Annotated in this window: 14 protein-coding genes; 9 read left to right on the top strand and 5 right to left on the bottom strand. The window is 69.5% G+C overall.

The annotated features are described in order from the left end of the window. Window positions 1-1,504 (top strand): alkaline phosphatase family protein (locus VNR19_RS02760; RefSeq protein ID WP_325723667.1); only part of this gene is annotated, 1,504 nt, incomplete at its 5' end. Window positions 1,505-1,523: 19 nt separating this feature from the next. On the opposite strand, the gene VNR19_RS02755 is transcribed toward VNR19_RS02760, so the two are convergent. The 4 genes from VNR19_RS02755 to VNR19_RS02740 all read right to left on the bottom strand — a co-directional run bounded on the left by VNR19_RS02755 (window position 1,524) and on the right by VNR19_RS02740 (window position 4,970). Continuing rightward, a complete protein-coding gene (locus VNR19_RS02755; protein WP_325723665.1) occupies window positions 1,524-2,087 on the bottom strand; it encodes a hypothetical protein in 564 nt (187 codons plus the stop codon). A 287-nt stretch (window positions 2,088-2,374) separates the two neighbouring features. After that, window positions 2,375-3,355, bottom strand: a complete 981-nt coding sequence (locus VNR19_RS02750; RefSeq protein WP_325723663.1) for an SRPBCC family protein — start codon at window positions 3,353-3,355, stop codon at window positions 2,375-2,377. 1 nt (window position 3,356) lies between these two features. Beyond that, complete coding sequence (locus VNR19_RS02745; protein WP_325723661.1) at window positions 3,357-3,749, bottom strand: ArsR/SmtB family transcription factor; 393 nt, start codon at window positions 3,747-3,749, stop codon at window positions 3,357-3,359. A gap of 147 nt (window positions 3,750-3,896) precedes the next feature. After that, window positions 3,897-4,970 (bottom strand): aldo/keto reductase, encoded by a 1,074-nt coding sequence (locus VNR19_RS02740; RefSeq protein WP_325723659.1) that lies wholly within the window; start codon window positions 4,968-4,970, stop codon window positions 3,897-3,899. A gap of 79 nt (window positions 4,971-5,049) precedes the next feature. Between VNR19_RS02740 and VNR19_RS02735 the strand changes: the two genes are divergently transcribed. The 8 genes from VNR19_RS02735 (at window position 5,050) to VNR19_RS02700 (ending at window position 12,014) form a co-directional block, all read left to right on the top strand. Next, window positions 5,050-5,463 carry a MerR family transcriptional regulator gene (locus VNR19_RS02735; RefSeq protein WP_325723657.1) on the top strand — a complete coding sequence of 138 codons (414 nt, stop codon included), beginning with the start codon at window positions 5,050-5,052 and terminating at the stop codon, window positions 5,461-5,463. Between the two features lie 85 nt (window positions 5,464-5,548). Then, entirely contained in the window at window positions 5,549-7,894 is a 2,346-nt protein-coding gene (gene purL, locus VNR19_RS02730; protein WP_325723655.1) for a phosphoribosylformylglycinamidine synthase subunit PurL, read from the top strand. 44 nt (window positions 7,895-7,938) lie between these two features. After that, a complete protein-coding gene (locus tag VNR19_RS02725) occupies window positions 7,939-8,073 on the top strand; it encodes a hypothetical protein (protein ID WP_325723653.1) in 135 nt (44 codons plus the stop codon). Between the two features lie 41 nt (window positions 8,074-8,114). Beyond that, window positions 8,115-8,852, top strand: coding sequence for a hypothetical protein (locus VNR19_RS02720; RefSeq protein WP_325723651.1), 738 nt, complete (start codon window positions 8,115-8,117; stop codon window positions 8,850-8,852). 9 nt (window positions 8,853-8,861) lie between these two features. Further along, complete coding sequence (locus VNR19_RS02715) at window positions 8,862-9,809, top strand: hypothetical protein (RefSeq protein WP_325723649.1); 948 nt, start codon at window positions 8,862-8,864, stop codon at window positions 9,807-9,809. A 167-nt stretch (window positions 9,810-9,976) separates the two neighbouring features. Then, on the top strand, window positions 9,977-10,381 hold the full coding sequence (locus VNR19_RS02710) for a GntR family transcriptional regulator (RefSeq protein WP_325723647.1): 405 nt from the start codon (window positions 9,977-9,979) through the stop codon (window positions 10,379-10,381). Beyond that, the gene (locus VNR19_RS02705) at window positions 10,378-11,322 is read left to right on the top strand and encodes an ABC transporter ATP-binding protein (protein WP_325723645.1); all 945 of its coding nucleotides are present in this window, start codon (window positions 10,378-10,380) and stop codon (window positions 11,320-11,322) included. Before VNR19_RS02710 ends, VNR19_RS02705 begins: the two co-directional genes overlap by 4 nt. Further along, the gene (locus VNR19_RS02700) at window positions 11,319-12,014 is read left to right on the top strand and encodes a hypothetical protein (RefSeq protein WP_325723643.1); all 696 of its coding nucleotides are present in this window, start codon (window positions 11,319-11,321) and stop codon (window positions 12,012-12,014) included. The genes VNR19_RS02705 and VNR19_RS02700 overlap by 4 nt, the downstream gene beginning before the upstream one ends. On the opposite strand, the gene VNR19_RS02695 is transcribed toward VNR19_RS02700, so the two are convergent. Continuing rightward, the coding region (locus VNR19_RS02695; RefSeq protein ID WP_325723668.1) for an integrase core domain-containing protein at window positions 12,011-12,156 on the bottom strand (146 nt) is incomplete at its 5' end. The genes VNR19_RS02700 and VNR19_RS02695 overlap by 4 nt on opposite strands.

The following is a 12,156-nucleotide window of genomic DNA, read 5'->3' as shown; positions in this document are numbered from 1 at the left end:
CGGGCGCCTGTACTCCGCCGCCGAGAAGACCCGGAGCGATTTCGACGGGATCAACCAGGGCAGCTACTCCAACAAGGGGCCGGACGGCGCGGACATCCCGGCGTACGTCTATGAAGGCTCGACCGACACCGTCATGCAGCAGCCGCAGCCGGATCCCGGCGAGACGTATCCGCACGTCAACACCCAGCTGTTCGACATCATCGCCCCCGATACGAACGCACACGTCGAGAGGTACGGGCATCGGCATCCGTACAACGCGCCCTCCCCCGGGCAGCAGCCGAGCAACAGCGGGTTCGTGACGGACTACATCGTCAACTTCCGCATCGCGAAGAAGCGCGAGCCCAAGCCCGAGGAGTACCGCGTCGCGATGGGCGGATTCGCACCCGAGATGGTTCCCGTGCTGTCGACTCTCGCGCGCGAGTTCGCGGTCTACGACCGATGGTTCTCGGCGGTGCCGTCGCAGACGTTCTGCAACCGCTCGTTCTTCCACGCGTCGACGTCGCACGGCTACGTCGTCAACCACACGGGCGACGACTACTACAAGTGGATCGACGCACCCGCCGCGGCCACGATCTTCAACCGTCTCGAGGAGGCGGGGCTCACATGGCGCGTGTACTACGACGCCACGCAGCTCGTGTCGCTCACGGGCATGCTGCACGCGCCCGTGCTCGAGCCGTACTGGAAGACGAACTTCCGCGTGATGGAGCAGTTCTACAAGGATGCCGCCGAAGGCAACCTGCCCCACTACGCGTTCATCGAGCCGCGCATGGTCTACAACCACAACGACATGCATCCGCCGTGGGGTCATGAGCGCGAGGACGAGGTCATGCTTCCCGACGGCTCGACGGTCCGCGTCTCCAACAGCGCCGAGTCCGATGTGCGCGCGGGCGACAAACTCGTGCAGGACATCTACGACGCGATCCGCACGTCCTCGTCGCCGACGGGCTCGAACGCGATGAACACCGCGCTCGTGATCACGTTCGACGAGCACGGCGGCACGTACGATCACGTCGCCCCGCCCGACGCCGTGCCGCCGGACAACTCAGGTCCGGGTGAGATGGGCTTCGAGTTCAACCGCCTCGGTGTGCGCGTGCCGGCGGTCGTCGTCAGCGCCTACACCGCGGCCGGCACCGTCATCCACGACGAGATGCACCACGGATCGGTCATCAACACGCTGTGCCGCCTGCACGGGCTGAGCCCTCTGACCGCGCGCGACGAGACGGCGAATCCGATCTTCAACGCGATCAACACCACGGTGCCGCGTCAGCCGTACGCGTGGCCGCAGCCGCAGTCGCTCTACTCGCCGCCCAACCCGGAGAAGAGCGAGGAGTCCGCCGCGCACCAGAAGCACCGTCGCCGTCCGCTCACGGCGCCCGCGCGCGGTCTGCTCGGCCTGCTGACGGCACGGTTCGATCCCGGCGCCCGCATCCCGACGACGTACGGCGAAGCGTACGAGGCGCTCATGGAGAAGGGCCGCGGACTGTTCGGCGCGCTCGACGACTGACGCGACCCGCGCCGGGTCGTCAGCTCGAGCGCACGGCGGCGGTGCCGACGATCCCGCACCAGGCGCCGATCGCGAGGAACACGGGCGCCCCGAGCACGCCGCACCAGAAGCTGTGGGCGACATCGGACGCCGGGAGCACCGCCGCGACGACCGCGATGAGCGTCAGCAGCACGGCAGGGATGAACAGCACCGGCTGCCCGAGCACAGGTGCGAGTGCGAAGAAGTGGATCCCGACGACCGCGAGGATGAGCGGCGCGACGAGGTCGCTGAGCCCGGCGCGGATCGCGACGAACGCGAGCACTCCGGCCAGGACGAACTCGACCCAGAACACGACGATGTACGTGATGAACGCCGCCGTGCCGGGTCGGAGCGCCGACGGCGCGCCCCAGTTCGCGATGAGCGTGAGGATCGTGAGCGCCGCGAGCGCGAGCCCTGCGATGCTCATCGCGCCGAGCAGCACGCGCCACCACACCGACCGCGGCGGCGACTCCTGCGCCCACCCCGCCCACACGAACGCCGCGACCCCGAACAGCGCCGCGGTGAAGACGAGGTCGCGCGGGAACTCGGTGTTCACCCGTCCCACCGGGTGCCTTGCGGTCGCCGAATGGTGCCGAGATTGCGCCAACGACGGTCGCGCGCACCGTGACGCGGTCATTCACGCAATCTCGACGGGTGGGTGAGGCGGGGCGGGGTCGGCGGGGTCGGAGGGGAGGAGGGAGGGGGGGCGGGCGACGGGGGGTGAAAGCGCCGGGACGGATGCGGCCGAAAGGCCGAACTGGGCCCCCGCCACGCCGATCCAGCCCGGCGGTTTCACGTGACACAGCGGATGCCGCGACCCCCGGGGCCGCGGCATCCGTCATGTCCGGTGCGTCAGACCGTCGCGAGCACGCCCTCGAGGCGCTGGTAGCTCGACTCCATGCCCCCGGTCATGCCCGTCTCGAGGACCATGTCGCGCGTCTGCGCGTCGGGGTATTCGATGAGGAGCGTGACGAGAGTGGCGCCGTCCTCCTCGTAGAGGTTGAGGTCGTTGAGCGTCGCGGGGTAGTCGGTGCCGGTCATGTGCTCCGTGGTCACGATGCGGCGAGGCTGCTCGATCAGCAGGTGCTCGCCGTCGAAGCCGAACGCCTCGCCCTCCGTGTCGCCGACGGGCTCCCACCTGTAGCGGTAGCGGCCACCGACCGACAGGTCGACCTCGCACTCCGACATGCGCCAGCCGCCGGGGCCGAGCAGCCACCGGCGGATGAGCTCGGGCTCGGTGTGCGCGCGCCACACGAGGTCGATCGGACCCTCGATCAGCCGCGTGATGCGCACGTGCTGGTCGTCGAGGATCTCGGTCTGCACGCCCTTGCCCTGCGCGTACGCACGCAGGCCTTCCAGCACACGGTCGAGCTGGTTCAGAGCCATCGTCGAGCCCTCGACCGCGCCCATCGCCACGACCTGCTCGAGGGCATCGGCCGACGTGAAGTGCGTCACGTTCGTGAGGCGCGAGCCCTCAGGGGTTGCGGTGAACGTGAAGACCATGCGCGACGCCGGCATGTCCGCGATCGGGTTGCCCTGCTCGTCGGCGAACGAGTCGAGCACCTCGAAGCTGCGCGGCTCGTCGATCGACAGGACCTCCCACGTGCCGCCGGAGCGCTCGCCGCGCGGGCTCGTCATGTGGTACTTGACGATTCCGCCGGGTTCGAAGTCGAACTGCGTGAACGTGGCCGGCCAGCCGGGAGGACCCCAGAAGCGCTCGAGCTGGCGCGGGTCGGTGAACGCCTTCCACACCCGGTCCACGGGTGCGGCGAAGTCCGCCGTGAGCGTCATCGTGAGTGCTTCCGGATCGGTGGTGACGGCGGTGACTGGCATGTCACTCTCCTTCTCTCCTGCGAGGGTCTCTCGCGTCGTCGTGAGGGGGTTCGGTGCCGACCTGCTCGGCGAGCAGGTCGTCGAGCCGGGCGATGCGCGACCGCCACAGCTCCTCGTAGCGCGCGAGCAGCGCGCGGGCGCGAGCGATCATCGTCGGGTCCGCCCTGACGAGACGCTCCCGCCCCTCGGCCCGTTTGATGACGAGGCCCGCGGCTTCGAGCACGGCGACGTGCTTCTGCACCGCCGCGAACGACATGTCGTACTCGCGCGCGAGCGAGGAGACCGAAAGCTCGTCCTCGATCGTGCGCCGCAGGATGTCCCGCCGCGTCGCGGTCGCGAGGGCTTGGAAGATGCGGTCGATCTCTTCATCGCTCAACTCATTACGTACAACCATTTGGTTGTAGGTTACGAACGGATGCCGCATCCGTCAACCCCCTTCCTCGACACGGCCCTCGCCGACCGACGACCATCGGAGGGTTCGGGGCGGAAGGGATCCGCCCCAAGGCCGGGCATCCGCCCCGAACCCGTCCGTCGTGAGTGCTCACGCCCCCGCGGAGTCGAGCTCCTCGAGCTGCTCGACCGTCAGTTCGACGTCGAGCGCCTCGATGCATTCGAGGTACTGATCGAACGTGCGCGCGCCGATGAGCGGAAGCACGCGCGGCGACGAGGCCGCCATGAGCCACGCGAGCACGACCTGATTGCCGGTGGCGCCGGATGCCGCGGCCACGCGGTCGACCGCCGCGAGCCGCGCATCGGCGTCGGCTCCCGCGTACGGGTCCATCGCCCAGAAGTCGCGCGACCGCTTCGAGGTGTCGCTGTAGAGCCCCTTGAGCACGGGCGAGTACGCCACGAGCTGCAGCCCGGGCGTCTCGCGCAGGTAGTCGAGCTGCTCGGAGTCGACGATGCTCGCGTGGTCGAGCCCGGCGCGTCTGCGCAGGTAGCTGTGCTGCTGCTGCAGCGCGATCGGCTGCGGCCATCCGTTCGCTTCGGCGACCGCGGCGATCTGCGCGAGGCGCCAGGTCGTGACGTTCGACCATCCGTAAGCGCCGATCCGCCCGTCGGCGATGAATCCGGCGAACGTTCCGACCGCGTCGACGAGGGGCGTCGAGCGGTCGTCGACGTGGTTGTAGTAGAGGTCGATGTGCTCCACGCCGAGACGCTCGCGCGACGCGGCGAGCGCTTCGCGCAGCACCTCGGGGTGGGCCCCGATGTAGCGCGAGCGCGCGAGGTCCCAGTTCGCGGTGCCGTCCGGGTTCCACACGCCGTCGTAGTCACGCAGCATTCCGGTCGCCTTGGTGGCCAGGTACACGGCCTCGCGCGCACCCGTGTCGGCGAACCAGCGTCCCAGCAGGGCTTCGCTGTGACCGCCCGGCTCACCGGGAGCCTCCCACCAGCAGTAGCAGTCGGCGGTGTCGATCATTCCGCGGGCAGGGGTCCCGTCGGCCGCCGCGTAGCGGGGCACGACGTTCTCGACGTAGTGGTCGAGGATGCGCCGCGCCTCGGGTTCGGGCGTGCTCGTGCCCATGAGCATCGCGCCGACCGCGATCGGCACGAGGGGGGTCGCGGACGGCCCGAAGGCGAACGCGCGGGCCGTGAGGGTGGTGTTCTCAGTCATGCGGACGACCGTAGGAGTTAGAGCGCGCTCGAAGTCAACAGCGGCCCGACGGGCTCGTTCCAGGCGTACCGTGGAGCCCGTGAGCGACCACACCATCGAAGAAGCCGCTGAGCTGACGGGGGTCTCGAAGCACACGCTGCGGTATTACGAGCGCGAGGGACTGCTCCCCGCGATCGCGAAGGCGCCGAGCGGACACCGCCGCTACAGCGAGGACGACATCGGCTGGATCAAGTTCCTCCAGCTGCTGCGCGCGACGGGCATGCCCATCCGCGACATGAAGGACTTCGTCGCGCTGACGCACGCGGGCGACCACACGATCGCGCAGCGCGTCGAGGTGCTCGAACGCTGTCGCGAGGCGCTCGTCAAGCGCATGGCCGAAGACCGTGAGCACCTCGAGCGGCTGAACTTCAAGATCGACTACTACACGAGCGTGCTCGATGCGCGCGACGCGACTCCGGAGCGGCTGATCGGCGAACCCGTCGTGCGCCGATAGGCGTCCGCAGCGAGCGGTTCGGCACTCAGGGGCCGCGACTAGGATGGATGCCGTCCGGCGCCCGCGATTCCTGGAGCTCAGCCGCATGACCACCCCCTCTTCGACGGCTTCGGCCGAGGCATCCGCTCGCCCTGTCGTCGACACCGTCGAGAACGCCGCCGCCACCCCCGAGCGCGAGCAGCCGTACGCAGCACTGGGGCTCAAGCCCGATGAGTACGAGCGCATCCGCGAGATCCTCGGCCGTCGGCCCACGTCGGGCGAGTTGGCGATGTACTCCGTCATGTGGAGCGAGCACTGCTCGTACAAGTCGAGCAAGATCTACCTGCGCCAGTTCGGGCAGAAGGTCTCCGACGAGATGAAGGAACGGCTCATGGTCGGCATGGGCCAGAACGCCGGCGTCGTCGACATCGGCGAAGGCTGGGCCGTCACCTTCAAGGTCGAGTCGCACAACCACCCGTCGTACATCGAGCCGTTCCAGGGCGCCGCGACCGGCGTCGGCGGCATCGTGCGCGACATCATCTCGATGGGCGCACGCCCCGTCGCGGTCATGGACCAGTTGCGCTTCGGCGCGATCGACCACCCCGACACGGCGCGCGTCGTGCACGGTGTCGTGAGCGGCATCTCGTTCTACGGCAACTGCCTCGGCCTGCCGAACATCGGCGGCGAGACCGTCTTCGACGCGGTGTACCAGGGCAACCCGCTCGTGAACGCGCTCGCGGTCGGCGTGCTGCGCCATGAGGACCTCAAGCTCGCGAACGCTTCGGGCGCGGGCAACAAGGTCGTGCTGTTCGGCGCCCGCACGGGCGGTGACGGCATCGGCGGCGCGTCGATCCTGGCATCCGACACGTTCTCGTCGGGCGGCCCCACGAAGCGCCCCGCCGTGCAGGTCGGCGACCCGTTCGCCGAGAAGGTGCTCATCGAGTGCTGCCTCGAGCTCTACAAGGGCGAGCTCGTCGAGGCCATCCAAGACCTCGGCGCCGCCGGCATCTCGTGCGCGACGAGCGAGCTCGCCGCCAACGGCGGCTCGGGCATGCGGGTCGACCTCGAGAAGGTGCTGCTGCGCGACCCCACGCTCACGCCCGAGGAGATCCTCATGAGCGAGAGCCAGGAGCGCATGATGGCGATCGTCGCGCCCGAGAAGCTCGATGCCTTCCTCGAGGTCACGTCGAAGTGGGACGTCGAGACGAGCGTCCTCGGCGAGGTCACCGGCGACGGCCGCCTCCAGATCTTCTGGCACGGCGAGCAGATCGTCGACGTCGATCCCTCGACCGTGGCGGTCGACGGTCCCGTCTACGAGCGTCCCGTCGCCTACCCGACGTGGATCGACGCGCTGCAGGACGACTCCGCCGCAGCCCTTCCGCGCACGAACGACCCCGCCGAGCTGCGCGAGCAGTTCACGAAGCTCGTCGCGAGCCCCAACCTCGCCGACACGTCGTGGATCACGAACCAGTACGACCGCTACGTGCTCGGCAACACGGCGCTCGCGTTCCCCGACGACGCGGGCATGATCCGCGTCGACGAGCAGTCCGGCCTCGGCTTCGCGATCTCGACCGACTGCAACGGCCGCTACTGCCAGCTCGACCCGTACGAGGGCGCCAAGCACGCACTGGCCGAGGCGTACCGCAACGTCGCCGTCACGGGCGCCGTGCCGACCGCGGTGACCGACTGCCTCAACTTCGGCAGCCCCGAGAACCCCGAGGTCATGTGGCAGTTCTCGCGCGCGGTCGAAGGGCTCTCCGACGGATGCCTCGAACTCGGCATCCCCGTCACGGGCGGCAACGTCAGCTTCTACAACCAGACCGGCGACCAGCCGATCTTCCCGACGCCCGTCGTGGGCGTGCTCGGCATCATCGACGACGTCGCTCGCCGCGTGCCTTCGGGCTGGCAGGACCCGGGCGAGAACGTCTACCTGCTCGGCGTCACCGCGACCGAGCTCAGCGGCTCGCAGTGGGCCGGCACGATCCACGACCACCTCGGCGGCCGCCCGCCGCGCGTCGACCTCGCGCAGGAGCGCAAGCTCGCCGAGCTCCTCCACGCGGCATCGCAGCAGTCGCTCATCTCGAGCGCGCACGACCTGTCGTCGGGCGGCCTCGCGCAGGCGCTCGCCGAGGGCGTCATGCGCTTCGGTGTCGGAGCGCGCGTGTGGCTCGACGAGATCATGGACCGCGACGGGGTGGATGCGGCATCCGCCCTCTTCTCGGAGTCGACCGGACGCGTCATCGTGACCGTCCCGCGTGAGGACGACGTGAAGTTCCGCGGACTGTGCGAGGGGCGCGGGTACCCGGTGCTGCGGATCGGTGTGACGGATGCCCCCGGCGACGGCGACGCTCCGGCGCTCGAGGTGCAGGGGCTGTTCACGGTGCCGCTCACCGAGCTGCGCGACCTGTCGCGCTCGACGCTGCCGAACGCGTTCGGACCCATCATCGGCTGACCCGCCGATTCCCCGGTTGAGAGAGCGAACGGAGACAGGTGAACATGGCCGACGACGACGAGTACACGGGTTTCGCGGACACACGCCAGCGGCGCACGCGCATCGTCGCGTGGGTCGTGATCATCTCGCTGATCCTGGTGGGCGGCGGGGCGACCGTCATCTCGCTGCTGTTCGGCTGACCCCGGCTCAAGCCCCGGGTGCCCGGGCTTAGCATGGCTGGGTGGAGCCGTTCCTCCTCTTCCTCGCCGACTGGTGGTGGGCCGCTCCGACCGCGGCGGCCATCGGCGGCGCGGTCTACGCCGGTGTGACGACCCGCAGCCGGCGTGCACGGCGGCTCGAGGTCGATGCCGCACGACACGAGGAGAGGCTCGCGTACCAGGCGCTCGTCGAGGCGAAGGCGCGACTTCGTCACGCGCGGTCGAACGCCCTCGCCGCACGCGCGGAGGAGCCGTCGCCCCTGCTGGGCGCCGTGCTGCCGACCACTCCCGCCGCGATCGAGGCGCGGCGACAGCTGAGCGAGGCCAAGCGCGCCGAGAGGGCGGCATCGCTCGCGCTGCGCGCGACCCGCACGCGCATCAAGGCCGCGCAGGCGCACTACAGCGCGGCATCGCGCGCGGATCCGCTGCCCATCGACCGGCTCACGTCGGCGCACGACGCCATCAACGCGCGATGGATGGAGTACGAGACGGATCCCGCGCTCGCGCTCGCCTTTCCGCAGATGCTGGACTCGCGGCATCCGGCGACCCTCGCGTTCTTCCGCGCCCAGCGCGAAGCGGGGCGGCTGCGCCCGACGCAGCGTGACCGGGTCACACCGCAGCAGTACGTCGAATACCGCGCGGCGGTGCACGAGCTCGCGACGGCGCTCGAGGCGGCCGAACGGCAGGCGGGGGTCTTCGGGGCGCCGCGCGCGCAGATCCGCAGGGGGCCCGACCGCGACGCCCTCGGCAGACCTCAGTAGCATGGCGGGGTGGAGCCGTTATTCGACTTCCTCCGGCAGTACTGGTGGCTCATCTTCCCCACCATGTTCGTGCTGGGTGGGATCGGCAGCGCGTGGGAGCGCGGTGCCCGCCGCCGACACCGGCGGCGGCTCGAGGTGCTCAAGGCCAAGGCGGAGCTGAAGGCCGCGCAGGCGGCCGCGCGAGCGGGAGCCGGCTCGGTGCCGATCCCGGCCGTGGGAGCGGCGGCGACGGCGAGCGCGCCGTCCAAGCCCTCCGCCGAATCGATGTCGGCCGAGCTCGAGCGGCTCTTCGCGGAGCACGACGCCACGACCGCGCGCTGGCTCGAGTACGAGCTCGACGTCGCGAAGCTCATCGCGTTCCCCGCGATGAGCGACGGGCGCCAGCCTCTCACGGCGGCGTTCCTGCGCGCGAAGCGCGTGGCCGACGGCCTGCGGCCTGCGTCGTCGAAGGCCCGCATCACGCCCGAGCAGCTGGCCGAGTACCGCAATGCCGTGACGGACTACGAGGTCGCGTTCGACGTCGCCGAGCGCGATGCCCGTCGTCTGCGCGACTCGTCGTTCTCGGCCGACGAGCGCAAGCGCCTCGACACCGCCAAGCAGCTCTTGACGGTGGCTGTCGACCAGGCGGCGACGCCCGCTGAGCGGCAGCTCGCCTACCGACGTGTGCGCGAGGAGCTCGACGGACTCATCCTGCTGTCCGACGAGGCGATCGAGGTGCTCGAGAAGAAGGTCATGCTCGAGCTGGGGCCGGGCGAGTCCGGGGCAGCCGACGCGAAGGACGAGGCATCCGCGTCGTCTGCGGCGAAGACATCACCCGAACCGGATGCCGCGCCCCAGCCCCACCTCGCCGGCGACGCCGCGCCGTGGCCCGTGCCCTCGCGCCGCTCGTCGCACACGCCTTCGCCGTCGCCCGGCCCGTCACCTGATCCCGGTCGCGGCGAGCGCCCCTCGTCCTGAACTCGGAGCGGCTCCCTGCGCTCACGTCCGCGGCGCGCCGTCGTGCGCGTCGTCCACGCCTCGATGCTCGCCGGAACAGTCGGGGCCACGAGTCGGTCCCGATTGACACGCGGCCGGGTTATATGGTTACTTAGTCGAGTAATGAACCACCGAACCTGGGAGCAGGTGTGATCGAAGAGGGGCGACCGCTCTACGTGCAGATCGCGGAGAGCGTCGGAGACGCGATCGTCGACGGCAGCCTGGCCGAGGAGTCGCAGGCGCCGTCGACGAATGAGCTCGCCGCCTTCTATCGCATCAATCCCGCCACCGCAGCGAAGGGGGTCGCCATGCTCGTAGACCGGGGCGTGCTCTACAAGCGCCGCGGCATCGGCATGTTCGTCGCGACCGGAGCACGCGAGATGCTGCTCGCCGAGCGACGCACCGCGTTCGCCGAGAACTTCATCGAGCCCCTCATGAACGAGGCGCGCAAGCTCGGCCTCAGTGCCGATGACCTCACCCGTCTCATCCGCGAACGCGCCGCCGAACTGCCCTCGAACTCGACCCAGACCACCACCGAAGGGACACTCCGATGACCTCCGTGATCGAGGTGAAGAACCTCACCAAGCGGTACCGCGACACCGTCGCGGTCGACGACGTGAGCTTCTCCATCGAGAAAGACACCATCTACGGCCTGCTGGGGCGCAACGGCGCCGGCAAGACCACCGTGATGTCGATCCTCACGGCGCAGAACTTCGCGACGCGCGGCGACGTGCGCGTGTTCGGCGAGCACCCGTACGAGAACGCTCGCGTGCTCAGCCGCATGTGCTTCGTGCGAGAGAGCCAGAAGTACCCCGACGACGCGACGCCGCGGCACGCGTTCGAGACGGCGCGCCTGTTCTTCCCGAATTGGGACCAGGAATTCGCCGAGCGCCTGATCGACGACTTCCAGCTGCCTGTCAAGCGCCGCATCAAGAAGCTCTCGCGCGGACAGCTGTCGGCGGTCGGCGTCATCATCGGGCTCGCCTCGCGCGCCGAGGTCACGTTCTTCGACGAGCCGTACCTCGGCCTCGACGCCGTCGCGCGGCAGATCTTCTACGACCGCCTGCTCGAGGACTACGCCGAGCACCCGCGCACGGTGATCCTCTCGAGCCACCTGATCGACGAGGTCTCGAACCTCATCGAGAAGGTGCTCGTGATCGATCGCGGTCGCATCATCATGGACGAAGACACGGATGCCGTGCGCGACCGCGCGACGAACATCGTCGGCGATTCCGCCGCGGTCGACGCGTTCGTCGCCGGGCGCGAGGTGATCCACCGCGAGAGCCTCGGCCACGTCTCCAGCGCGACGGTCCTCGGCGCACTCAGCGCCGCCGAGCGCGAGAGCCTCGCCGCGGCGGGTCTCGACGTCGCCCCGGTGTCGCTGCAGCAGCTCATCGTGCGCTTGACGCAGCACGCCTCCGGGTCCGCGGCGGGCGGCGCCGCATCCGGTTCGTCCTCATCCACCGCCGACATCGACGAAGGAGCTCTGCGATGAACCGCACCGTCAACGTCGTCCGCATGCAGCTGGTCAACCGCCAGACCTACATCTGGGTGCCGCTCATGGTGCTCGCCGGTTCGCTGGTGATCACCCTCGCGATCTACGCCCTGATCCGGAACGCGGGCGCCCAGGATCCGCTGTACGGCGGTGGTGCGCAGGCGCCGCTGTGGTACTTCGCGGTCGTGGGCATCCAGTCGCTCACACTCACCTTCCCGTTCTCGCAGGCGATGAGCGTCACCCGGCGCGAGTTCTACCTCGGCACGCTGCTCGCGGCCGCACTGACCGGAGCCATCCTGTCGGCGGTGTTCGTGATCGGCGGCTTCATCGAGAACGCCACCGACGGGTGGGGGATGAACGGGTACTTCTTCTACCTGCCGTGGATCTGGGAGGCCGGTCCGCTCGGTGCAGCCCTGTTCTTCTTCGCCGTCACGATGCTGTTCTTCGTCGTCGGCTTCTGGGCGGCCACTATCTACAAGCGGTTCGGATCGGTCGTGCTGACGAGCGTGCTCGTGGGCATCGCCGCCCTCCTCGTGCTCGCGATGTTCATCATCGGAATGCTCGAGGCGTGGGGACGGGTCTTCGGCTGGATCGGCGCGCAGGGCGCGCTCGGCCTCGGCCTGTGGGGGCTGCTGTTCGGCGCCGCGCTCGCGGCGATCTCGTTCGTGACGCTGCGGCGAGCGGTGCCCTAGATGTTCTTCCCCGTGAGGTTGTGAACGCGTTCTGCGGGTGTTGAGCCGCCGAGGCCGGTGTGGGGTCGGTGGTGATTGTAGTGATGGAGCCAGTCGGCGTAGGTGGCTTCGCGTTGGGATTCAGATTCATAGGGTCGCGCGT

Source organism: Microbacterium sp. (assembly GCF_035556355.1).
In the GTDB taxonomy this organism is placed as follows: Bacteria; Actinomycetota; Actinomycetes; order Actinomycetales; family Microbacteriaceae; genus Microbacterium.
This window is presented reverse-complemented; position numbering and strand designations above follow the sequence as displayed.